The organism is Chryseobacterium endalhagicum, assembly GCF_016745235.1.
GTDB classification, from domain to species: domain Bacteria; phylum Bacteroidota; class Bacteroidia; order Flavobacteriales; family Weeksellaceae; genus Chryseobacterium; species Chryseobacterium endalhagicum.
Map to the genome: position 1 here is coordinate 2,022,264 of NZ_JAELVM010000001.1, position 22,066 is coordinate 2,044,329.

The window sequence follows — 22,066 nt, forward strand, 5'->3', positions numbered from 1 at the left end:
TTATTTTTTTAACCACGGATTGCGCAAATTTATACAGATGATTGTGTTTATGATCTGTAAAATTGTTAAATATAATTAGGTGAGAGTTTACATTTCCAGCTTTATAATCTTTTCGGCCAGTTTATAATTGGTACTTTCCGGAATGAACCGCATAAAGAAATTCCGTAGAGTATTTCCCTTTTCCCATTGAGACATTTTCCCGATTTTCCAGCTTGTATTGACCACATAATCCACTTTTTTTCTTCTGATTTTTTGAAATTCTTTAAAAATGCGATTGAAGTCCCGGCTGTTTTCCAGTAATTTTCCAATGATGTAAGCATCTTCAATCGCCTGACAGGCACCCTGACCCATATTGGGCGTTGTGGCATGAGCTGCATCCCCGATCAGACATAGATTATTCGAATACCAGGATGGAATAGGAGACAGGTCTGTAATATCATTGAGGATTATATTTTCTGTTAAAGTAGATTCAAGGATGCTGGGAGCAAGAGGATGGAAATCTTTAAAATAATCCGGCAATTCCGGATATAGCTTATGTTTTTCTTCATTCACCAAAGCGTACCAGTACACTTTTTTCTCTGCAATTTTCACGAAACCGAAACGTTTTCCTTTTCCCCACATCTCAAAGGCCTCATGGTTAAACTGTTCAGGCAGATCGAATTCCAGGAGCCCGCGCCAGCATTTTTGCCCTGCATTCCGGATGTCTCCCGTTTTCAGGATCTGGTTTCGGACCCTAGATTTTATACCATCAGCACCAAAAATAATTTTAGAATCGGTCCGGTTTCCGTTTTCAAACAGTAAAGAATAATTCTCATGCTTTTCAATCTTATTCAAAGAGTGATTGAGTTTAATGGATGCCTGATCTATATTTTCTGCCAGAATTTTCTGCAGCTCAGCCCTGTGAATAGCTACATTGCAGGAATTGTATTTTTGTTCAAGCGCAAGAATACTCGTTTTTGTGATGGGTTTTAAAGATTCATCGGTAATGGAAATTCCATGGAGCTTATTTCCGGCATTTTCAATTTTTTCTTTCAGGCCTAATTGATCAAAGATCTGCATGGCATTCACAGCCATCATAATTCCGGCGCCTACAGGTTTTATTTCGGATGCAGATTCGTAGATAGTGAAGTCAAGCTGGTGCTGTTTCAGAATATTTCCTAATGTCAGCCCGCCAATTCCTGCGCCAATGATTGAAATATTATCCATACCTGATACCTTTAATACGTTTCTATAGGGTTAAAATATAATTCTCGGAGACTTTTTTGAAACCATATTTATTGAAAAAGTGATGGGCACCCGTATTGTCAATTCCACTTTCAAGCATTAGAAAACTGATATTCCAGTTTTTTGACTCTTCCAGGGCCAGTTTAAGCAGATTACTTCCCAGGGATTGTCCTCTGAATGACTGATCCAAAAGCATATCTTCCAGTACCGCATAATTTTTATACCCGGTAATACTATTGAAAATCAACATTCCAATGATTGTCCCTGCTTCATTTTCAGCGACCAGAATCTTTAATTTTGAATTGTGATCCGCATCAAAACCGGAATTAAGCTGGTGGGTCAGTATGGCTTTAAGATCCGGGCTCCAATGGTTTGAATCCAACGCTCTTCCGGAAATAATTTCCCCGTGAGAGATGTAAGAATCTGTTTTATGGGCCATAAAAAAATCAACCAGTTCTTCCGTCCGCGTAGTATCTGTAAGCCATTTCGTGGTATAATTCATTATTTTATATTTTTCAGTTCGTTCAGTAGTTGGTTTTGTTTATTGATGAATTTTTCAAGACCATCCGTTTTCAAAGGATGTGCTTTTTGATATTTTTCGATCTCAGGAAGTGTTTTCCTGATTTTGAAAGCGGTGTACAGATTGCTGATGTTGTCACTGTTGGAATTAACTTTGGCGATCAGTTCTTTCACCTTGCTGATTTTAAGATCATATTGGTCGGAGCTCATTTTGATTTCTTTATCCAGCTGTTGTTTCAGGAGAGAATCCTTAATGGAAGCCGCCTGATTATGGGCATCAAGATAAAAAGACTCGGATTTCCGGAGCGTTTCACCGTAAATATTCAGGACTTTGCTGCTTTCCTGATTTGTTTCTATGATTTTGTCATCCAGAGCTTTCAGGTTTTTATCGTTTTTGATCAGTTCATAATAAATCTGATCAACCATATCTTCTTTACGGTAACTCTTTAATGAACCAGAGACAGATGATTCTGCATTATCCACGGCATTTTCTACAGCGGCACCATTCCTGGGTGTATTTTTTTTACAGGAAAGGAGTGACAGAGCCAAAACGGAAGCGAAAAGTATTTTTTTCATAATTTTTAGATTGGGTGTTGTTACTTATTAGTTGAAGATAGTTCAAAGATTGTTACAGTTGCATTTTAAAGTTATTATTTCTCTTGTTTCAGTATTGTTTTTGCTGATTTAGATTTTAAATGATTTTACTGAGTTTTTTATCGCAAAGGTAAACAAGGAGATTCATAATGTTTTAGTTTTAAGATAAACAAAGGCGTTTCACTTATAAAAGTAATACAAGGTGAAGTTTATAATATTTCATTGCTAAGCTTGCACCTTTGTCTATCCTTGCGATAAAGAAATAAGTTTTCCAGATTGAAAATGATTGATCTTTAGGATTCGGAATAGAGTACAAAAAAAACGGAGCCTGAAAACAGACTCCGCTACATTGTTTTTACGCTAAAAATTATTTACCTAAATAAGATTTAAGGATCTTGCTTCTGGTATTATGTTTTAGTCTCTTAATTGCTTTTTCTTTGATCTGACGAACTCTCTCTCTTGTAAGATCGAAAGTTTCACCGATTTCTTCTAAAGTCATCGGGTGTTTTCCGTTCAGTCCGAAGTATAATCTTACCAAATCAGCCTCTCTCGGTGTTAAAGTATTCAATGCTCTTTCAATCTCAATCTGAAGAGATTCAAGCATCAGATCTTTGTCCGGGCTAGGAGATTCTCCTGAACGCAATACATCATAAAGATTAGAATCTTCACCTTCTACTAAAGGCGCATCCATGGACAGGTGTCTTCCGGAGTTTTTCATAGATTCTTTAATATCTTCCTCGCTCATGTCAAGAACTTCAGCCAATTCTTCCGGAGAAGGTGGTCTTTCATTTTCCTGCTCAAGGTGAGCGTATGCCTTATTGATTTTATTGATGGAACCAATTTTATTCAACGGAAGCCTTACAATTCTTGACTGTTCAGCTAACGCCTGTAAAATTGACTGACGAATCCACCATACCGCATAAGAGATAAATTTGAAACCTCTAGTTTCATCGTACCTTTTTGCTGCTTTCATCAATCCTAAGTTACCTTCATTAATTAAATCGGGTAAAGAAAGACCTTGATTTTGGTATTGCTTGGATACGGAAACTACGAAACGAAGGTTGGCTTTGATTAGTTTCTCCAGTGCTGCTCTGTCGCCTGCACGTATTCTTTGTGCCAATTCTACTTCTTCGTCCGCAGTGATCAGTTCCACTTTACCAATTTCCTGCAAATACTTGTCTAATGAAGCAGTTTCCCTGTTGGTAACCTGCTTAGTGATTTTTAATTGTCTCATCTATTTTTATCCTCAAAAAAGAGTTACTATATATTATACGTATGAAGTGGTAAAAAGGTTACACCAGTTTTAATTATTTTTTAAATTTATGGGATATGAGAGGGGAGACAACAGATTTCAGGTTTTTAGAATTGGATGAGCTTTACAATGATTTTTATAACTTTTGAATTTTTAAAACTTGTGATACTGAACCTTTTTCCTTAATCTTCAAATAATAGAATCCAGCTGCCAGACTGCTAATATCTATCTGCATCTGTTTTCCTTGAAAATGTACTTGCTTAATAAGCTTTCCGCTTATATCCACCAGATCAATCTCTGCGGCGCCATGATTCAATTTGTTTTGTATCGTGATCGTATTATTGGAAGGAATGGGGCTCGCTACCCAATTGTTTTTAGAGGAAATTGTTTCTCCTGTATCCAGGCTGGTGGGTGTGGGGTCATATATTTCATAAATTTTATCAATCTTGTTGTTCACATTGTTGGAGTTACTGGTACTTACATATATTTTCCCATTAGGAGCAGCCAGCACATCTCTTATTCTTCCAAAGCTTACCTCAGGGATGTCCACTTGTGAAATTACAGTGTTTTGATCAGCATTGAAAGTCAGCACATATAAGGCTTGATTTTTCAGTGAAGCCAGGAGTAATTTATTTTTCCACTGTGGGAAGAGTGGGTGAGTATAAAACTCAATACCGCATACGGCAATCGTTGGGGTCCAGGATTTGGCCGGTTCATACACATTGTTGGAGGTGCAGAAAGTGGCCTCTGCAGGTAAATTGCAATAGCCTTCAACGTTGGGCCAGCCATAGTTTCTGCCGGCTTCTATAATGTTGATCTCGTCATCGTTGCTGGGACCGTGCTCACTGCTAACGAGTTTAGTGCCCATCATAGCCAGTCCTTGCGGATTGCGGTGTCCAAAACTCCATACGGCTGATCCGGGTATAGGATTATCGCTGGGGATACTCCCGTCAAGGTTATAACGGAGAATCTTACCGTTCAGTGATGCTGTATTCTGGGGAAAGCTCAGATCATTGGCATCACCTGTAGTCATATACAGTTTATTATTGCTGATGAGCAAACGGCTGCCATTGTGAATAACATTAGCCTCAATACCATCTTTAATCAATCTTTTAAAGGCAAGTACATCTGTAACCGGATTATATTCATATACCACTAATTTTTCACGATAATCATTTCCATTAAGCAGATAATTGTAAGAGCAGAATACTTCGGGAGTATTAGGGAAATCGGGATGCAGGGCTAAACCAAGCATTCCTCCTTCACCATTGTTGATGGACACATCCTGTTCAAAGATAAGCTGCTTCATTTCACCGGTAACCGGATTGAGTCTCGAAATGGCACCGTGTCTTTGCGTGAACCAGATACTGCCATCAGGCGCACTCACCATTTCCCACGGAATATATAATCCGCTTTTAACTTCTCTTATGGAATAGTCGTTTGTTTGCGCAAAAACTTGAACATTGATACATACAGCAATAGCGAACGTAAAAATTTTTATCATCATTTAAATATTTAGTATTCAAATTTATATAAAAAACATATACAAAAAAGAGGTTTTAAATTTTTTAAATTCTGATTTACAATATGTTATGTAGTTTATTCTCTAGCTTTCCTGAAAGTGAGAATTTCTATTTATAAAAACCTCGTTTTTTTATATTTCTTTAATTGATTGTTCTTTTCTTTATAATTTAATTTTTTCAGAAAAGGTATATAAACAAAAAAAAGCGAAACCGAAGTCCCGCTTTTATAGTGAAGAATGAATAATTAAAAATTAAAAATTCTTTTTATGATTTTATTTTGAACCAGCAACTCTTAAAACAAGTCATTCAATAGTTTCGCCAGTCTCAAACCTCCGTAAAGAAGTTGTCTTTCAAGGGTTTCATTGAATTTATACTGGTAATCGTAAGATAATTTTGATCCGTCCGGAGTCTGTGCATAGATCTTATTCGCGATTTTATGAGAATCATACAGCCAGTCTTCAAGAGTTCCGGCCTGGATCTGTGCTACTTCGTCCTTGGATTTGATATCTAAAAGGGTAGCATATTCCGTGTAGCTGTACTTCTGTGAATCTACCAGTTTCCCGTCCCATACGGAGTGAAGATTGGTTTTGTCTCCGAAATACGTCACATTGATTTTGTTTCCTCCAAGATCTTCAGCTCTTCCTACGTGAAGCGGCTGTGCCAGGTCTCCCATAATATGAATAAGGAAGATCAAAGCAATTTTTCTATCCTTTTCAGATGTTTTTTCGTCTTTGATCTGGCTGGATAATGTGTTCACCTGGGTATAAAGGCTTGGTCCCGCCTGCATTTTCAGGTTTTGGTCAAAAGCTTTAAGATCTGTTTGTGGATCGATGTTTACATAGTGCCAAGATGAAGCCTGCTTCCAGACTCCTGTAGTGTCGGACTTGATGAAATCCGGCCAGTTGGCCCAATAGGCAAGACGTTCCTGACCCATTATTTTTTTGATTCCTCTTCTTGCTTTTCCCGACAAATGGTTTTCTGCGATCTCTGCAATTACTCTGTGCCCCGTTAATCCCCATGCATAAGAATAAAGTGAAGATGAGATGAATGCTAAAATCAGAATTTTAGAATAAATACTTTTCATTATAAATAACATTTTATAAGCTGCAAAGATACGGCCCGGTTTCGGAACCTGTATCAATAATCATCATTTTCTTGACCGGAAAGTGTTAATAAAATTTAATCTAAATAAAGCACAGCATAGTATAAAATCCTATGGAATCTGAAAATAAATTACAGTATGGATGCTAAATGCTTATATAACAGCTCTAAACTTCAACTTGCCTGTCCGGGCATAGAATTCAACTCAAAAGCCGTATTACCGTATTTTTACGGAATTTATCACAGATTATTCCTTTTAATGTCAATAAATTAGTATTTTTAAGGGAAAATTATAGCCAAATTATTTTTTCAAACTTACGAGATATATTATCTTTACAAGTCAAAATCACAGGAAACACTATGTATGAGAATAATATTGTAGACATGTATTACAATAAGCTGCAGACCGACTTCAAGGCCGAAGCCGTGGCCGTTAATCTTTTAAAGTATCAGCGTGCAGTAAGCAATATATTTATAGAAAGGATCGGGATCAACGACCGTGCTTATCTGAAGGATATCAAAAGCATTTCGAGCAGCTATCTGGGATTTGACGAGGAAGTTTTTACCATAGAAACTTACAGGGAAGGCATTTATGACTATCTTCCGGAAGGTCTTTTTCATCCGCCGTCTTTAGGAGCGTCCAGAAAGAATGTAGACACGGTAGTCCGCGAGATCCGCAAACAGAAAAGGGTAGAAGACGATGCCCGTAAGTTTTTCCGTCCTTTTGAACTGGAAATCTTTTTTACAGAAATCAGTTCACTGCTTAAAGAATCCGAATTCGATATTTCAAGCAGTACAGACACGCTGCTGGAAACGGTGAGCGAACTCTGGCCCATGATCAAAATGCTTGATGAACAGAGCGCCTATATTTTCATCTATATTCTGCCTTTTTTCCATCAGATCAGAGGAGACAAAAGATGGTTTGAAAGATGCATGACCGCTTTTCTGCAGGTACCGGTGGAAATCACTTTTGCCCCGAATATTATAGACAGAATCGAAAGAAATGACGATTCCATGTTACTTGGGAATTCAAAATTGGGGGTGACTTATATTCCGAGTGGAAGACATATGGACGGCCAGCGGAACTGGGTAGTGAATATCGGCCCGATTCCTTATACGGAAATGAAAAAATATATTCCCGGAAGCCCGTTCAGAAATGTTCTGCAGGCTTTGTATGATTATTTTCTTCCGGTAACGGTAGATGTGGAGGAAAACTTTGTTACGGAGAAACAGGAGTATTCATTCAGTCTGGAAGATGATGACAGAAATGCCAGCCGTCTCGGATATTCTACATTCCTCTAAAATAATTTGTTATATTTACAACGACCAACCTAGTATAAAATTGAAAAAAAACTAATGGAAATTTCTTCAGTAAAAGGTATTTTTTTAAGGTATATTTTAATGCCTTTAATTGCGATAATCATGATGTTTGTTCTGGGGCTGATCAGAAAAAACAAACCTGCCATCAAAATGAAAGTGGTTATTATCTACTTCCTTTTGTGCAGCTTGTGTCTGGCTCTGCCCGGGATTTTTGGTTTTGCCGGAAATCTTTTTAATCCGTACTGGTATCTTATTGCTCAGGTATTTTATCTTATTTTCGGTATTATCCATGTGAATTTACTGCACAGATATTTCAGAAAGCATATTGATTCTTTGGGAATGAGTATTTTATTTGAATCTTTATTGTCATTAACGTGTATTGCTTTCGGAGGCTTTTTGTTTACCCTGATCTTCAGCTGGATAAGCAAAGGGCTGGGATATCCGGTAATGGCGGCTACCAGTGTGGTGATCTTCCTGGTTCCTATGGTATTTTATTACTGCTATGTTCAGTTTATCAGCATTCCTTTTGATATCTATAAAACATGGAGATATTCTCCGGATCAGAAACTGCCGGATTTTGAAGGGGCAGATTTCGACAGATTAATGGTACTGAATGTAGAACTGAGTAAAAACCTTGAAGATTCAAACAGATTCAGAATTAAAGCTAAAACACTGCCGACCGGAGTAACTTTCGGAGACTGGTTCTACAGAGTAGTGGATGACTATAACCATAAAAACCCTAGCTCTATTATTAATCTTTCAGATATAGATAAAGAGCCTTATTACTGGATTTTTTACACCAAAAAATCATTTTTCAGTTTCAGAAAGTATATTGATTTCGATCAGGATATCTCTACGAACGGTATCTCAGAAAACGAGGTAGTGATCTGCAAAAGAGTGATCCAGCATGCGGAAGAAGGAGTATTGAACAAATCATAATCACAGAAAATTTAAAAAGTATTAACTATGATACAGCCTATAAAACATTTTGCAATCAATTGGGTAGATGGGATGAAAGTTTCCCAGAGACACCTTAATGATCAGGATAATTTTTTAATTGATACCATCAGAGATTCCAGTTCATTGGGAATCAACACATATAATTACGGACTTCTGCCTATTTCCAATGAGTTTACGGACAAAACCATTTTTGATGTTCATAATACCGCTACGAATGATGTACAGCTTGTTATCAAAAGATGCAGCGCTATTACTATGGCAGGTTACCGTATCGATTTGAGCGACAGGAGAGTCAGTGTAAAGTCTCTTGCAAAATCTATGAACGAAGAGCAGGCAGACGGCGATTATTATATTCTGATCTCTGTAAACCCTTTTGATAAGGTACCTTTCGGAGATATTGACCCTGAAGAAATTCCGCCGCGTCACCCGAATGCACAGCCTAATCATCACATCGAATTACTGCCTGTGACTTCACTGAACAGCAGCTATTCAGGAGGAAACTATCTGATCATCGGAAAAGTAGATCTGAAAGCCAATATTGCCCAGGTAGATTCTAATTTTATTCCGCCGTGTACTTCCATTCAGAGCCACCCGGTTTTGATTGATTATTATAACAACTATGCAAAATCCATAGGAAACCTTCAGCAGTACGCATTCAAGATCATTCAGAAAGCTTCGCATAAGAACCAGAATACGGCCCTGGCACAAAACGTGAAATTTCTGTGTACCACAATGGTGAATACATTCGGAGATATGTATTTCCAGTTCAGAAATATCATCCCGTGGCAGCCGCCAGTATTTTTAATTGAGTCTTTTGCGAGACTGGCCCTTCATCTTTACAATTCCACCCAGCTTCTGGTACCAGCCGAACTTGAGGAAATGCTGAATTACAGCTTGGAGTGGAGCGAAATTGCCCCTCATACTTTACTGAACCAGCTTTCTATTGTAGCAGAAACCAATTACGACCACCACAATTGCGGGGAACCGTTATTGTACATCCAGCAGATGCTTCGCAGCCTGGAAATTATTTTCTCCAAATTAAGCGAGCTTGATTATATTGGTCAGAGAAAAGAAAACATCATTGTCAACGAACAGGAAGTTTCTTCAAACACCAATCCGAAGAGAGGTTGGAGCGTTTTAGATTAATAAGAGCAGTTTAAAATATAAATCCCGGGCTTGAAAAAGTCCGGGATTTTTTATGTGCTGGTGGCTTCGGGAGCCTCAGCCACCATAAATGCTGTACACAGTATCTTTGTTTCTTTTCTTTATATTTTTCAAAAGCCTTAATTGAAATTGTGGGAGGCTCCCCGAAGCCACCAGAACCACTATTTCTTCACCAGAATAATCTCAGTAGCCTTTCTGCTGATGGTTTCTTTATGGCTGCCAATTTCTATCGTCATGGATTTGTCAAAATCTTCAATCTTAATGACTTTAATTTTGGTATTCAGAAGCAGCTTTCTTTCATTTAAATAGCTCAGGAAACCATCATCCGAAAGCGTAACTGACGCAAAAACGACTGTTTCTCCGGGTTTACAGGCACTCAGTTTCTGCAGGTCCTGCGAGATAATATTGCCGTCTTTATCAGGAATAGGTTCTCCGTGGGGATCAAATTTCGGATAATCCAGGATCTCATCCATTTTATCAAAAAATACCTGTGAATGTACATGTTCAAGCTGTTCTGCAATTTCATGAACATTTTCCCAGCCAAAGTTCATTTTTTTTACAAGAAACATCTCTGTAAGCCTGTGCTTGCGGACTACCAGAGCGGCTTCACGTTTTCCGCTTTCTGTAACGACCAGCGGCTTATACGTTTCATAAATGACCCATTTTTTATCTGCAAATTTCTTCATCATGTTATTCACGCTGGGCATTTTCACATTTAAAAATTTGCTGAGTTCATTGATCGTCACTTTCCCTTCATTGTCAACTAAATGAAACAAAGCCTTCAGATAATTCTCTTCTGTTAATGTTGTTCTCAAAATGTTAGATGATTTTCAATACAAATCTAACAAAATATTATGTAAAATCCTCTCTTGTTATTTTAACTTTTTTTAATTTTACTGTATGAAATTTTCATTTAGAAACGACTATTCAGAGGGATGTCACCCGAATATTCTCCAGGCACTTGTAAAATATAATCTTGACCAGCAAGCTGGGTATGGTGAAGACGAATATTCTCTGCAGGCCAAAAAACTGATCAAAGAAAAAATTAAAAATCCGGAATCCGAAGTCTATCTTGTTTCCGGAGGTACCCAGGCTAATCTTATTGTCATCTCATCCATTTTAAGGCCTTATCAGTGTGCCATATCAGCAGCACCGGGGCATATTCTGAACAATGAAACGGGAGCTATTGAAGCCACAGGCCATAAGATTTTGAGTATTGAAACAGAAGACGGAAAACTGAGACCGTCTGATATTATTCCTGTTCTTGAAGGCCACAGCAATGTTCCGCACCAGGTGATGCCAAAACTGGTCTATATTTCAAATTCTACAGAACTTGGGACGGTTTATCTGGCTGATGAACTGAAAGAACTTTCGGATTTCTGCCGTCAGAAAGGACTGTATCTGTTTATGGACGGAGCGAGGCTGGGACATGGCTTAACTTCTGAAATCAGTGATCTGACCCTGGAAAAAGTAGCAGAACTGACTGATATTTTTTACTTAGGCGGAACAAAGAACGGAGCTTTGATTGGAGAAGCTATTGTGATTAATAACAAAGACTTACAACCCGATTTTGCCTTTAATATCAAACAGAAAGGAGCATTATTAGCTAAAGGACGTCTTCTTGGAATCCAGTTTATGGAGCTGATGACCAATGACCTGTATTTTGAACTGGCCAGACATGCCAATATTCAGGCGATGAAGATCAAGAATGCAATGAAGGAGAGGGGAGTACAGTTTCTGTCAGACACCTATACCAACCAGATTTTTCCAATCATAAGCAATGAACTCATTGAAATTCTGTCTGAAAAGTTTGAATTTTATGTGTGGAAGAAAATGGATGAAAAATCTTCAGCCATTCGCCTCATAACCTCCTGGAATACGGGAGATGAAGCGGTAAATAATTTTATTTATACTATAAAAATGGAATTATAATGAATAAAATTCTTTTTATTTTGAATAGTAAATATGATTGATAATCCCTTCATTTGTTTTGTTATCTTTACCGATAAACATAAAACAAATGAATAGGACGAAAAAAAATACTCTTTTATTGTTGATTTTGTTAATTTACGGAATATCTGTAAACGGCCAAAATGGTGCAATAAATACATTGGCAGATAAATACAGGAATTGGCTTGTCGGAGAAAATGCAGATTATAACAATAATTTTGTGAATTTACGGTACACCAGTTTCAAAAATGCTGGTACGCAAGCCATGAACCTGCTGCAGTATGACTTTGTAAATCCCGGAAATCTCTGGGATTTTGGAGCAGATGCGGATAAAAATGAATATTTCAATATTACTGAAAAATCCCTCATCCGTCTTGTTTACCTGTATAAAATAAAAGGTCCGGCTTCTTCACCCAATCCATATTATAACAATACTGCTTTAAAAGAAGATATTTTAAAGATTTTCAAATATATTGAGGATAAAGGAGTCTCTGCTTCTACTAATTTTGAGTATGAAATTCTAGCTGATAATGAAGAGGTGATCACAAGCCATCATGGTGTTGCACTGAGGTCTTCCGCTTATGCTTCCGCAATATTGCTTATGAAGGACGAATTGAAATCTGTTGGGAAATTTAGCCATCACATGGGAGCTCTTGATGGTATTACCACTTTTCTGTCACCCGGATTTCCTCATTTTCACTTTACTTATCCTGGGTATAACAGTGATGTGATCAGGGCATCTTTGCAGCAAAGATTTTGTTATGTACTGGCCCAGGAAGATTCCGAAGTTTCCCGGGCAGGTAACATGGAACATCTGAAAAACTTTATTAACAATGCGCTGCTGGTGTCAAACGGATGGGCAGACGCCATAAAACCGGATTTCATTACCTTTCATCACAGGGGAGCTTATTCCAATTCCTATGGAATAGATGCATTACATCAAGCATCCATTTTAAATATGATGCTTAAAGCTTCTCCATACGAATTATCATCCATAGCTCAGCAAAATCTGAAAAAAGCTGTTATTAATTACAGAACCTTCAGTAAAGACTTCACCATGCCACGGGCTCTGGCCGGACGTTTTCCTTTTACAACTGCATCTTATAATATTTTAAGACCTGCGCTTGCTTATTTATATACTGCAGATCCTGTGGGGAATGAAGATGCGGGCAGGGAATTCGTAAGATTATGGAATATATCTTCAGATGCCAATAACAGGCTGGTAAAGGAAAATACAGTCAGCATTAATCTTATACACTCTCTTGGAGGGATGCAGAATATGGCTGATATAACAGGAGCAGGCCTGATCCCTCTCACTGAAATCAATTCCGGACATTTTGGATTTCCATATGCTGGTCTCAGTGTTCATAGATTTAATGGCTGGCAAATAAGTGTAAAGGGGACCAGTAAGCATGTCTGGCATTTCGAAAACAGCATGAGCGAAAACAGGCTGGGAGCTTATACTTCTGCCGGTGCTACGGAAATTCTTGCCCGGGGAAATTCTGTCATAACGAATGATGTGGCACAACTATATAATGGGTGGGACTGGAGCCATGTTCCAGGGACAACGGTTGCCAACGTTCCTTATAATATTCTTGCAGGTTACATCATGAGACAAATGAATGGTAAAAACTTTCTCGCTCATGCAAATCTGGATAAAGAGAAGGGGGTTTTTGCCATGGATTATAAAGATTATAATTCCCAGACAGGAATGACGGCTCTTAAAAGTTACTTTTTCTATGGTGGCAAAATTCTGTGCCTGGGCTCTGATATTAAGGATACGGGTGGCAGCTATCCTGTTCATACCACTTTGTTTCAGACGCTTATTCCCAACACAGCCAATACTTCTTTGATTAATGGAAATCCTGTTTCGGGCAATAATCATACTTTTAGTGCAAATGGAGGTGGATTATGGGCTACGGATTCAGACGGCAATGGATATGTCGTACCTTCCAGCAGCTACAACAGCTATCCGATAACCATCAAAAGAAGCACTCAAACCTCCCCAGACCAAGCCAATAACGGTAGTACAACAGGTGATTTCAGCATGGCTTTCATTGATCATGGAACAGCGCCTGTATCTTCATCCTATCAATATGCCATTCAGTTACAAGGAGGATCTGCCACAGAAGATTTACTGAATAATTTTAATGCCTATTTCTCTGTTTTGCAGCAAAATACCCAGGCGCATGTAGCAAGCTATGTTCCAGAATCTATTTATAATTATGTGATTTGGGATGCGACGGCTATTTTTAATTACGATGTATTGGAGAAGGCAGACAAACCGGCTGTGGTTATTACTCAGAAAACCAATAACAATAAAAAACTGAAAGTGAGCCTTACCAATCCTAATCTGGGTTTGCTGGCCAATAATGAAGCCTATACATGGGGACAGATAAGTGGTACGGCTTCCAGGCTGCACAGGGTTGCTCAAAATGAAATAGTAACCATCAGGCTGAAAGGTCTCTGGGAAATTGATCTTCCAAATCCAAATGTAAGCTTACAGATTTCCGGAGGTTCTACTGAAGTTTTATTTACTACTAAAAATGGCTTTACAGAGCAGATTTTACTGAAACAAGTACAGACATTGTCCTTGCCATCAGTATCAAAACGAAACCTTTATAAAGTGTATCCAAATCCTGCCACAGATGTGGTTAATATTATTGCGGATAGCAAAATAACTTTACCGGAAAACATCCGTATTTATAATAATGCAGGACATTTTGTAGAAAAAGGAATGAGCATCAAAATTACCGGAAACAAAATTTCGGTTAATCTTAAAAATTTACCTGAAGGTCTTTATTTTATACATATTGGTGATGAATCTTTTAAAATTTTGAAAAAATAAATCATAGAAATTAAAAAGGTGGCTGAGAAAACTCTAAGCCACCTTTTTTATTATTTTTGTTCAGAAAGGATTTTCTTAATTCCCTCAATAACTTCATTCTCAAACTGTTTTACTTTCTGTTTTTTCATCATCATATAAATGCCGATCGGAAAACAGAAAATAAGGTAGAGAACTGCGGAATCCAGACATGTTTCCGTGCTTAGTTTTCCTATTTCAGGATTGGTATTGAGTTTCACGTTTCCTGTTAAGGTGAAGCCGCTGGTTCTTACCTGAAGTGCTCCGAAGCCTGTCTGAATTTTATATTGAGGAAAAGTCTTCTTTAAACCTTCTACCAATTCGTTTTTTGAAAACGGCTGAAATTGAAAATGCTGCATAATAAGTATTTTATTGTTGTATCAAATTGAGACATTACAATAGCAAAAATCATGCAGAGTATTTCAAATATGGGAGAAATAATGTTTTTTCATTGCTTTAACCGGAATTCAGGCTAAAAAAATAAGAAGCTATTGATTGAACATTGTTAAGATAATCCTTGTCAAGATTCTAAATCTTGACAAGGATAAATAAAGAGTTCGTTTATTTTAAAGCTTTGGCAACTGCTTTACAGTCTGCAGATTCCAGTTTCTGTCCGTCTTTGTAGCTGATCTTTTTCTCATCGGCATATTTGGACTGGCCGTCTTCCTCTTTGTGATCACCAATTCCTTCCGTTAAGGTATTATCCTTCTGAATAAAGAAAATATCTCTTTTGCTTTTTGTTCCTTCAGATTGGAATTCATAGGTCAGTTTAAGGGTGTCGCCGGCTTTATAACCTGTAACATCGCCTTTTGAACTGTCCTTTTCATTGTTTTTATAGGCCAATTTTCCGGTAATGGTTCCAAGATTATCATCAATGGAAGCAAAAACACTGTCTTTACCGGTGACTCCCATGTAGCAGAATGATTTTGGTCCTAATGTATCTACCACAGGTTCAGTCACAGCCGCTGTGTCGGTTTCTACCTTTGGAGCAGGTGTTTCCGTTTTTTTATTGCAATTTATAAGCAAAACCGATACTGAACCCAGTAAGATTAATTTTTTCATACCCAATGTTGTTATATTAAATTCAAATTTCAGTGCACTAAAATAGCAATTGTATTTAAATATGAAAGATAATTGATTATAAATATTGATTATTTAAAAAGGATGTAAGAATTTTTTTTAAATATGATGAATGATTTTCTTTGTTTAAATCAAAAAATGTTTACTTTTATCACAACCAAGTAAATAACTCGTTTTGAGAAGAACTCTTAAACTTATTATCGCTTAGTATCAGTCTTACAACCACAGGCTGATCATTCTTCAGTTCGGATAATTCTATCTGAACCGGTTTTCATTTAATCCTATTATTTATCGTATTACCCTCTGTTATTTCAGTTTTTGAAGCTGAGATAGGAGGCTGGTTATTATTTGAACCTTTTAAAATGTTCAATTTTCAGGCTTGCTGTATCTTATTCCGGCATCTGCATCTGATCCTGTAATACGTGGATAATAGGTAAAACCCAACAAGAATATTAAGCGCGATTATAAGTAATGAGTATAGAATATAAATGGGAGGTAAAAGCGAAAAACTCGCCCCTTCTGAAAAAGAAATGCAGCCACTGTGACGGCAGCAGGTTTCAATGCAGTGATAAATTCAGGCTGAATGCCCAAAAGAAAAATATTGATATATGGTTAATTTACAGATGTGTAGAATGCAGCAGCCGGTATAATATGACCCTGTTTTCCCGGATCAGGACAGAGTCTATCAGTAAGGAACTGTTCAATAAAATGTCGGAGAACAATACTGAAACAGCATGGGAATATGCTTTTTCACACGAAATAAGACGAAAAAATAATGTGGAAGCAGATCTGAGCAGTGTTGAGTATGAGATTGAACATGAGGAGATTCCGGTAAAGGAAATAATAAATTCTACTGATGAAGTGATAACATTTAAAATAAAATGTCCTTACGATTTTAATCTCAGGATATCGGCCATTATCAGAAAATGTCTGAGCCTTTCTTTGAGACAGTTAGATCAGTTCGTTGAAAATGAGGTCGTTTTTCTCAATGAAAAACCTTTACAGAAGAAGCATAAAGTGAGAAATGGAGACCGGGTTCAGATCAACAGGCAGGATCTGATTGCTTTGTTTTTAGCTCAAAAAGAGGAAATCAATTGATCGATGTTTGAAATAATTAAACACAAAACCCACAAATTTCTGTTTGTGGGTTTATTTATCATTAAATCTCAGAAAAGACAGTTTAAATTTGAAGCCCGCATCACGAAACCCCGAAACTCGCACCGCGAATCCGAACCCCGTTACACCTTAAGCATTCCCCGAAATCCTCTTGCTGCATAATAAGAATCAGCTCCGTTGTGATACATAAAAACGGTATTGTATCTTCGGTCACAGAAAATAGCGCCTCCCAATTCCCGGATTTGAGCCGGAGTTTTTACCCAGCTTGATGTTTTAAGATCAAACTTTCCAAGTTCCTGAAGCTCGCGGTATTGTTCTTCGGTCAGCAGTTCTATTCCCATTTCGGCGGCTTTGTCGATGGCATTATTTTCAGGTTTATTGGCTTTTCTGGATTCCCAGGCCTGGTAATCGTAGCAAAGGCTTCTGCGTTTCGGGCTTTCGGGGGAACAGTCGAAGAAAATGTATTCATCTGTTTTTTTGTCGTAGCTTACCACATCGGGTTCGCCTTCTGTTTCTTCCATCTCGTTCAGGGCCCAGAGTTTTTCAGGAGCAGCTTCCAGTTTTGCCTGGATCTTTTCCCAGTTCAAACCCTTATGGCGATTCATATTTTTCTCAAAACGAAGTTGTAAAGCCTTTAAAAGTTCTGTACTTTGTTCAGTGGTTAATTTCTTTTTGCTCATATCAAATTTTGTTTAATCGTTTTTGTCAGTGACTGGTTTCCTAATGATTAATGACCGGTATTTTTCTGTCTGCAGGTCTGAAATACCATGAAATAAGGACTAAAACCAGCAATAATAAAGCCGGAAGAGTCCTTCCCAAAGTATCCCCAATAATGATGTGCGAGATCAGTGCACCCGACATGACGAAGAAAAATCCCGCATAGGCCCATTCTTTTAGCAGAGGGCGTTTGGGAATTAATACGGCGATAACGCCAAGAATTTTCCAGACTCCGATCATGATCATCAGGTACGCAGGATACCCGAGATTGGTGAAATTGGCAAGCTCGTCTTTGTTCTTCATCAGCTGTACAATGGCTGTAGAAAACATTCCCAGCGCCATCCAGATCGTGAAGATCCAGTAAATGATCTTGTTTCTTTTTTGTGATTTGTTGTTTGTTTCCATGAGTTTTGTTTTAAATATTAATCATTCAGTCCTTTTCCGGTAAGGATCTGCGGGATGTATTTTTCAATTCTTGCTTCCCTGGTTTTGGGTTGTTTTGCAGAAGAAAAGTGGAGGAGATAAGCCCTTTGTCTTCCGGGTGTCAGTGCTTCAAAGGCTTCTTTTAATCCTGAACTTTCATCCAGCTTATTTTTAAACTCTTCCGGCATTTCAAATTCCCGGGTTTCTTTCATCGGAACTTTTATACCTGATTTTTCTACTTCTAAGGCTTCATAAACATAGGTTTTGATCGCTTTTTCCAGATCCACAATTTCTTTAAGAGCTGTAAAACGGATCTGGCGTGCGGCCTGAACATTTTCTGTCTGCTGGATCAGAATGTTGTGGGTGTCATTTAATAAAGCACCTTTAAAAAAGAGCAGGGCACAATATTCTTTAAATCCGTGGATGAGCACAATATTTCTGTCGTGATAGGTGTAGCATGGACAGCCCCATTTCACGTCCTCTTCAAGTCCGGTATCAAGAAGGATGGTTCTTAATTTTTCAAATTCTTCCTGCCATTGAGCAGCTTTATCAAAGAAAAAATCAGCTTTTGGATTCATGTTTTTAAATTTAAGAGTGAGTGGATGGGTAAGGGGTTGGAGGGTATTAGAGTAGGAGTGTTGCGGGGTTCGGGTTAAGTGATCTTGGGAATAATTTGAGTGATCCACGGACCTACCACCCATGATCTGCTACCTGCTCCCTAACAACTCCTGTAAACGGTTATGAGCCATATTAATTCCCTGTGCAAATGGCATTTTCAGATGCTGGTCTCTAAAGTCTACAGATTTATAAATGGTTTGAATGGTGATTTTGCTGGTGGTATCCGTTAATTTTTCAAACTCTAAAAATTCGAACTGGACGGGGAAAGGCGTATTTTCCATCTGGAAAGTCCTGGTGATTTTTTGTTCAGGGATAATGTCATGGATGGTTCCATTGGCACTGAAAACGACGTCTCCATGCGGGTTTAATGTTTCAAAACGATAGCTTCCGTGTGGCTTATTTTCAAATTTTGTCACTTTTGTGCCCATCCATTGCTCGAAAAGCTCAGCTTCTGTATATGCTTTAAAAAGCAGTTCTACAGGAAGATCAAATTCTCTGGTAATGAATATTTCCTGTTTGCCGTCTTCGGCGTGGATTTTTGTTTTGAGTTCCATATTTTGAGTTTGAGGGTTTGTGTGTTTGAGAGTGGAAGAGTGTAAGGATAGATGGTAAAATATTACTTATTGCCCATTACTCATTACTTATCTTTTTCTGATAGGCTTTCATTACACTTTCCAGCTTATTGAACCGATCGTCCCACATTTGCCGGAAGGGTTCTATAAAATCAGCTATTTCTTTCATTTTATTGGGATTAAGGTGATAGATAATTTCGCGGCCATTCTGTTCAGATCTTAAGAGTTCGCATTCTGTAAGGATCTGAATATGCTTGGAAACGGTAGGTCTTGCGGTATCGAAATTCGAAGCTATGGCCCCGGCCGTCATAGATTGTGCGGCCACCAGCATCAGGATAGATCTTCTGGTAGGGTCTGCTATAGCCTGAAATACATCTCTTCTTAAATTCATTGTGTAGTTATTTGACTACAAATTTAAATGAAGTTATTTGACTACGCAAGTTTTTTTGAAGATCTTTTTATTCTGGAAGGTTAGATTTATACAAGAAAAAATATTCTATTGATGCATAAGAATTTTTTAAAATATTTCGATAGAGTAAAATTGTGAAGCAATTTATTGTAATGTATCAAAATCATTAATATATAAAGATGAAATATCACCAAGAGCTAAGTTTTTATTAGTATGTCCTATATCTTTTCTGATTTGGCTCATGAATTGTTCTTGATGAAGAATAATATCCCTTAAACTTACTCCTTGGTTATTTGAAAAATTAGTTAGATTTTGTTTCCATTCTATATATGATTTTAATATGTTATCAGGAAACCAAATAATCGCTTTTTGATTAAACTGTTGAAAAAATTTGACCATTTGGTCTGTTGTTATTTCCTCATCAGTATTACTTTTAAAGATGATGCTAAAGTAGAATTCGAAGAACTCTTCATATATTGGGATTTTTTTATTCCTTATTTCTAACTCAATAGTTTTTTTTCGCTCTAAATACCTTGTTATGAAAAAGCTAGTTATAGTAATTGTACCACCAATAATGGCTACGAAAATATTTATATCAATTTTATTGAAGTTTAGAAAAACAATAATGATTATTTTGTAGAGCAAATATCCAATTCCCACAATAAATAGAAGTGCTATTATCCCTCCAACTACTTCTGTAATTTTTTTCATGAATCTATAAGTTATTAATTTTTCGAAAATTTTTGATTTTGAACAAGTTAAAAAAGCTGTAGTTATTTGAATAATATAGATGATTACTTGTTTAGCAATTTTTCTAGCCTTTCCATCATCTCATCTTTTTCCTTTAACATTCTTTCATAAAGTGCAATCTTCTCTTCATGTAGTTGAATGAGTTTATCAACAGGATGAAATGTCGGATTGTTATTAATAACAGCTGAATTATCGTTGAAGGTATTAGCAATTACATTCACAGCCTGTTCCTCATCAAAATTCTCAATCGCCTCAACAGGCACTTTCAGAATCTGAGCTACCTGTGCCAGAATATCAGATTCTACCATTTCTTTTTGCTCTAAAAGGGAGATTTTCTTCTGGTTCCAGTCGTCGCCCAGCTCAAAAGCCAATGCTTCCTGTTTGATGCCCAGCATTTCACGGAAACGTTTGATGTTTCGGCCTTGGTGTATTTTTTTATTTTGCATATCAGTGTGAGTCATAATAACAAATATAAAGCTTTAAGACAAAAAAATAATGCTCCTTTTTAAAATAAATGATATTCTAAATTATCCATCTTTTTGAATAAAATATCCTTTTCCTAACTGGAATATCTTTGTGATTATTTCTTGATTTGCTGAAAAATAACAAAGATGAAAAAGATGATCAGTATCCGGGGTAAATATAAGATAATCACCCGCCGAAACCTTACGGTTTTCCATAAAGCATTTGGCAGAGCTTATCACAGGACAGTCTTTTTTCCTGAAATCAGGATCGCAGGGAAGTGGGTGCAGGAGTGCGGCTTTGAAGCAGGAGACAGGGTAGCGGTTACGGTATACAGAAACCAGATTGTATTGAGGAAAATATAGTGTTTTGCTATGATTTAAAAGGAATTATAGAGTGAATAATTAAAACGCAGGGAATAAAAATTCCCCGCGTTTCGTACAAATTGTCAGCTTTTCCGCCTAACCGAAATTAAAGTCTGCAAAACCACCGAAGCAATGATCAATGAAATTCCTATATAAAAGGAAAATCCGACTTCCTTGCTTTCGCCAAAGAATAAAAAAGCCATGATAATCGCATAAACGGGCTCCAGATTGAAGGTTAAATTCACGGTGAATGCAGGAATTTTTCTTAAAACTTCTGCAAATATCACGTAAAGGCCAACCGTACAAAAAAGTGCTAAAATGCCCAAATAAGCGGTGTTTTTTAAGTCAGGTACTATGCTATCTGACGGGAAAATAACGAGATAAACGGGCAAACATGCTCCAAGGCATAAAGTTCCGGCAAGCATCTGGTAAAAGTTGATGACTTTGGTGTCGAAATGCCTTACCAAGCGGTTATTATAGATGGTGTACAATGCACCAACCGCAGAAGAAATTACGCCTAAAACAATCCCCAGCTGGTAAGATGTATCAAAATGGAAGATCAGGCTGATTCCCATGATTGTAAACGTACTGAGGAGAAGTTCGGAAACCTTAAATTTCTCTTTATCGATCAAAGGTTTGAACACAGCGGTAAAGAAACTGGTCAGGCAGTAGCAAACGACGCCAATGGAGATATTGGAATATTTAATGCTGGCATAGAAAAAAAGCCAGTGAAACGTAATGAGCAGCCCAGGTTTCATTATACGGATCTTTTCCTGGGCGGAAATGCTGTAAGAGATTCTCAGCAATTTCAAAACTGCCCATAAAATGACGGATGAGAATAAAAGTCTGTACCAGACCAGAAGTCCTTCATTAAGTGTAATCAGTTTTCCGAAGACGCCTGTAAAGCCGGCCAGGATTACGGCCAGATGCAATAATAAATATGATTTTTTCATTGAGAATAAAACTGTTTGTAAGATTTTAGAAAATATTTTTTGTAAGAATCTGAAGCATTAACAAATAGGCCGGTAAAAATTTAACGGCAAAAAAAACACTTCAAAATTCATTTGAAAATATTATAATCCTG

24 protein-coding genes are annotated in these 22,066 nt (G+C 37.4%); 7 read left to right on the top strand and 17 right to left on the bottom strand.

Features of this window, described 5'->3' with window-relative positions; genetic code table 11:
- Positions 1–87: 87 nt before the first annotated feature.
- The 6 genes from JET18_RS08885 to JET18_RS08910 all read right to left on the bottom strand — a co-directional run bounded on the left by JET18_RS08885 (position 88) and on the right by JET18_RS08910 (position 6,196).
- Positions 88–1,206, bottom strand: coding sequence for an FAD-dependent monooxygenase (locus JET18_RS08885; protein ID WP_202090247.1), 1,119 nt, complete (start codon positions 1,204–1,206; stop codon positions 88–90).
- Between the two features lie 22 nt (positions 1,207–1,228).
- On the bottom strand, positions 1,229–1,726 hold the full coding sequence (locus tag JET18_RS08890) for a GNAT family N-acetyltransferase (protein ID WP_202090248.1): 498 nt from the start codon (positions 1,724–1,726) through the stop codon (positions 1,229–1,231).
- Positions 1,726–2,319 (bottom strand): hypothetical protein, encoded by a 594-nt coding sequence (locus JET18_RS08895; RefSeq protein ID WP_202090249.1) that lies wholly within the window; start codon positions 2,317–2,319, stop codon positions 1,726–1,728. Before JET18_RS08895 ends, JET18_RS08890 begins: the two co-directional genes overlap by 1 nt.
- Positions 2,320–2,704: 385 nt before the next feature.
- The gene (locus JET18_RS08900; protein WP_002979276.1) at positions 2,705–3,571 is read right to left on the bottom strand and encodes a sigma-70 family RNA polymerase sigma factor; all 867 of its coding nucleotides are present in this window, start codon (positions 3,569–3,571) and stop codon (positions 2,705–2,707) included.
- Positions 3,572–3,725: 154 nt separating this feature from the next.
- Positions 3,726–5,096, bottom strand: coding sequence for a PQQ-dependent sugar dehydrogenase (locus JET18_RS08905; protein ID WP_202090250.1), 1,371 nt, complete (start codon positions 5,094–5,096; stop codon positions 3,726–3,728).
- Positions 5,097–5,404: 308 nt separating this feature from the next.
- Positions 5,405–6,196 (bottom strand): S1/P1 nuclease, encoded by a 792-nt coding sequence (locus JET18_RS08910; protein WP_202090251.1) that lies wholly within the window; start codon positions 6,194–6,196, stop codon positions 5,405–5,407.
- 377 nt (positions 6,197–6,573) lie between these two features.
- Here JET18_RS08910 and JET18_RS08915 point away from each other — a divergent pair, with 377 nt between their 5' ends.
- The 3 genes from JET18_RS08915 to JET18_RS08925 are packed head-to-tail and all read left to right on the top strand — an operon-like array spanning position 6,574 to position 9,639.
- Complete coding sequence (locus JET18_RS08915) at positions 6,574–7,515, top strand: type VI secretion system baseplate subunit TssG (RefSeq protein ID WP_202090252.1); 942 nt, start codon at positions 6,574–6,576, stop codon at positions 7,513–7,515.
- Positions 7,516–7,569: 54 nt separating this feature from the next.
- Positions 7,570–8,472, top strand: coding sequence for a TssN family type VI secretion system protein (locus JET18_RS08920; protein ID WP_202090253.1), 903 nt, complete (start codon positions 7,570–7,572; stop codon positions 8,470–8,472).
- A gap of 27 nt (positions 8,473–8,499) precedes the next feature.
- Positions 8,500–9,639 (top strand): hypothetical protein, encoded by a 1,140-nt coding sequence (locus JET18_RS08925; protein ID WP_202090254.1) that lies wholly within the window; start codon positions 8,500–8,502, stop codon positions 9,637–9,639.
- A gap of 179 nt (positions 9,640–9,818) precedes the next feature.
- On the opposite strand, the gene JET18_RS08930 is transcribed toward JET18_RS08925, so the two are convergent.
- Entirely contained in the window at positions 9,819–10,472 is a 654-nt protein-coding gene (locus JET18_RS08930; RefSeq protein ID WP_202090255.1) for a metal-dependent transcriptional regulator, read from the bottom strand.
- Positions 10,473–10,557: 85 nt separating this feature from the next.
- On the opposite strand from JET18_RS08930, the gene JET18_RS08935 reads away from it, so the two are divergent.
- Positions 10,558–11,589, top strand: coding sequence for a threonine aldolase family protein (locus tag JET18_RS08935; protein ID WP_202090256.1), 1,032 nt, complete (start codon positions 10,558–10,560; stop codon positions 11,587–11,589).
- Between the two features lie 88 nt (positions 11,590–11,677).
- The gene (locus JET18_RS08940) at positions 11,678–14,455 is read left to right on the top strand and encodes a polysaccharide lyase family 8 super-sandwich domain-containing protein (protein ID WP_202090257.1); all 2,778 of its coding nucleotides are present in this window, start codon (positions 11,678–11,680) and stop codon (positions 14,453–14,455) included.
- A 50-nt stretch (positions 14,456–14,505) separates the two neighbouring features.
- Here the strand turns inward: JET18_RS08940 and JET18_RS08945 are convergent, their stop codons facing one another.
- The gene (locus tag JET18_RS08945; RefSeq protein WP_202090258.1) at positions 14,506–14,829 is read right to left on the bottom strand and encodes a hypothetical protein; all 324 of its coding nucleotides are present in this window, start codon (positions 14,827–14,829) and stop codon (positions 14,506–14,508) included.
- A gap of 202 nt (positions 14,830–15,031) precedes the next feature.
- Positions 15,032–15,532, bottom strand: a complete 501-nt coding sequence (locus tag JET18_RS08950; protein WP_202090259.1) for a hypothetical protein — start codon at positions 15,530–15,532, stop codon at positions 15,032–15,034.
- A 489-nt stretch (positions 15,533–16,021) separates the two neighbouring features.
- Between JET18_RS08950 and JET18_RS08955 the strand changes: the two genes are divergently transcribed.
- Positions 16,022–16,648, top strand: coding sequence for a DUF1062 domain-containing protein (locus tag JET18_RS08955; protein WP_202090260.1), 627 nt, complete (start codon positions 16,022–16,024; stop codon positions 16,646–16,648).
- A 140-nt stretch (positions 16,649–16,788) separates the two neighbouring features.
- Here the strand turns inward: JET18_RS08955 and JET18_RS08960 are convergent, their stop codons facing one another.
- The 7 genes from JET18_RS08960 to JET18_RS08990 form a co-directional block, all read right to left on the bottom strand.
- Positions 16,789–17,346, bottom strand: coding sequence for a DUF4256 domain-containing protein (locus JET18_RS08960; protein WP_202090261.1), 558 nt, complete (start codon positions 17,344–17,346; stop codon positions 16,789–16,791).
- Between the two features lie 40 nt (positions 17,347–17,386).
- Positions 17,387–17,788, bottom strand: a complete 402-nt coding sequence (locus JET18_RS08965) for a DoxX family protein (protein ID WP_202090262.1) — start codon at positions 17,786–17,788, stop codon at positions 17,387–17,389.
- A gap of 17 nt (positions 17,789–17,805) precedes the next feature.
- Positions 17,806–18,384 carry a YdeI/OmpD-associated family protein gene (locus JET18_RS08970; RefSeq protein ID WP_202090263.1) on the bottom strand — a complete coding sequence of 193 codons (579 nt, stop codon included), beginning with the start codon at positions 18,382–18,384 and terminating at the stop codon, positions 17,806–17,808.
- Positions 18,385–18,513: 129 nt separating this feature from the next.
- The gene (locus JET18_RS08975; RefSeq protein WP_202090264.1) at positions 18,514–18,978 is read right to left on the bottom strand and encodes an SRPBCC family protein; all 465 of its coding nucleotides are present in this window, start codon (positions 18,976–18,978) and stop codon (positions 18,514–18,516) included.
- A 76-nt stretch (positions 18,979–19,054) separates the two neighbouring features.
- Positions 19,055–19,387, bottom strand: coding sequence for an ArsR/SmtB family transcription factor (locus tag JET18_RS08980; RefSeq protein WP_202090265.1), 333 nt, complete (start codon positions 19,385–19,387; stop codon positions 19,055–19,057).
- 162 nt (positions 19,388–19,549) lie between these two features.
- Complete coding sequence (locus JET18_RS08985) at positions 19,550–20,116, bottom strand: hypothetical protein (RefSeq protein ID WP_202090266.1); 567 nt, start codon at positions 20,114–20,116, stop codon at positions 19,550–19,552.
- An 83-nt stretch (positions 20,117–20,199) separates the two neighbouring features.
- Positions 20,200–20,616, bottom strand: a complete 417-nt coding sequence (locus JET18_RS08990) for a helix-turn-helix transcriptional regulator (protein WP_202090267.1) — start codon at positions 20,614–20,616, stop codon at positions 20,200–20,202.
- Between the two features lie 150 nt (positions 20,617–20,766).
- Between JET18_RS08990 and JET18_RS08995 the strand changes: the two genes are divergently transcribed.
- Complete coding sequence (locus JET18_RS08995; protein WP_202090268.1) at positions 20,767–20,982, top strand: SymE family type I addiction module toxin; 216 nt, start codon at positions 20,767–20,769, stop codon at positions 20,980–20,982.
- 83 nt (positions 20,983–21,065) lie between these two features.
- Here JET18_RS08995 and JET18_RS09000 read toward each other — a convergent pair whose 3' ends face one another.
- Complete coding sequence (locus tag JET18_RS09000; RefSeq protein WP_202090269.1) at positions 21,066–21,935, bottom strand: DMT family transporter; 870 nt, start codon at positions 21,933–21,935, stop codon at positions 21,066–21,068.
- Positions 21,936–22,066 lie beyond the last annotated feature (131 nt).

Excerpts from the sequence above, each read along its gene's own strand:
- JET18_RS08975 (WP_202090264.1), bottom strand. The coding sequence starts at position 18,978 with ATGGAACTCAAAACAAAAATCCACGCCGAAGACGGCAAACAGGAAATA.
- JET18_RS08995 (WP_202090268.1), top strand. The coding sequence starts at position 20,767 with ATGAAAAAGATGATCAGTATCCGGGGTAAATATAAGATAATCACCCGC.
- JET18_RS08960 (WP_202090261.1), bottom strand. The coding sequence starts at position 17,346 with ATGAGCAAAAAGAAATTAACCACTGAACAAAGTACAGAACTTTTAAAG.
- JET18_RS08890 (WP_202090248.1), bottom strand. The coding sequence starts at position 1,726 with ATGAATTATACCACGAAATGGCTTACAGATACTACGCGGACGGAAGAA.
- JET18_RS08885 (WP_202090247.1), bottom strand. The coding sequence starts at position 1,206 with ATGGATAATATTTCAATCATTGGCGCAGGAATTGGCGGGCTGACATTA.
- JET18_RS08920 (WP_202090253.1), top strand. The coding sequence starts at position 7,570 with ATGGAAATTTCTTCAGTAAAAGGTATTTTTTTAAGGTATATTTTAATG.
- JET18_RS08965 (WP_202090262.1), bottom strand. The coding sequence starts at position 17,788 with ATGGAAACAAACAACAAATCACAAAAAAGAAACAAGATCATTTACTGG.
- JET18_RS08905 (WP_202090250.1), bottom strand. The coding sequence starts at position 5,096 with ATGATGATAAAAATTTTTACGTTCGCTATTGCTGTATGTATCAATGTT.
- JET18_RS08935 (WP_202090256.1), top strand. The coding sequence starts at position 10,558 with ATGAAATTTTCATTTAGAAACGACTATTCAGAGGGATGTCACCCGAAT.
- JET18_RS08980 (WP_202090265.1), bottom strand. The coding sequence starts at position 19,387 with ATGAATTTAAGAAGAGATGTATTTCAGGCTATAGCAGACCCTACCAGA.
- JET18_RS08925 (WP_202090254.1), top strand. The coding sequence starts at position 8,500 with ATGATACAGCCTATAAAACATTTTGCAATCAATTGGGTAGATGGGATG.
- JET18_RS08900 (WP_002979276.1), bottom strand. The coding sequence starts at position 3,571 with ATGAGACAATTAAAAATCACTAAGCAGGTTACCAACAGGGAAACTGCT.
- JET18_RS08940 (WP_202090257.1), top strand. The coding sequence starts at position 11,678 with ATGAATAGGACGAAAAAAAATACTCTTTTATTGTTGATTTTGTTAATT.
- JET18_RS08955 (WP_202090260.1), top strand. The coding sequence starts at position 16,022 with ATGAGTATAGAATATAAATGGGAGGTAAAAGCGAAAAACTCGCCCCTT.
- JET18_RS08950 (WP_202090259.1), bottom strand. The coding sequence starts at position 15,532 with ATGAAAAAATTAATCTTACTGGGTTCAGTATCGGTTTTGCTTATAAAT.
- JET18_RS08985 (WP_202090266.1), bottom strand. The coding sequence starts at position 20,116 with ATGAAAAAAATTACAGAAGTAGTTGGAGGGATAATAGCACTTCTATTT.
- JET18_RS08910 (WP_202090251.1), bottom strand. The coding sequence starts at position 6,196 with ATGAAAAGTATTTATTCTAAAATTCTGATTTTAGCATTCATCTCATCT.
- JET18_RS08945 (WP_202090258.1), bottom strand. The coding sequence starts at position 14,829 with ATGCAGCATTTTCAATTTCAGCCGTTTTCAAAAAACGAATTGGTAGAA.
- JET18_RS08915 (WP_202090252.1), top strand. The coding sequence starts at position 6,574 with ATGTATGAGAATAATATTGTAGACATGTATTACAATAAGCTGCAGACC.
- JET18_RS08895 (WP_202090249.1), bottom strand. The coding sequence starts at position 2,319 with ATGAAAAAAATACTTTTCGCTTCCGTTTTGGCTCTGTCACTCCTTTCC.
- JET18_RS08990 (WP_202090267.1), bottom strand. The coding sequence starts at position 20,616 with ATGACTCACACTGATATGCAAAATAAAAAAATACACCAAGGCCGAAAC.
- JET18_RS08970 (WP_202090263.1), bottom strand. The coding sequence starts at position 18,384 with ATGAATCCAAAAGCTGATTTTTTCTTTGATAAAGCTGCTCAATGGCAG.
- JET18_RS09000 (WP_202090269.1), bottom strand. The coding sequence starts at position 21,935 with ATGAAAAAATCATATTTATTATTGCATCTGGCCGTAATCCTGGCCGGC.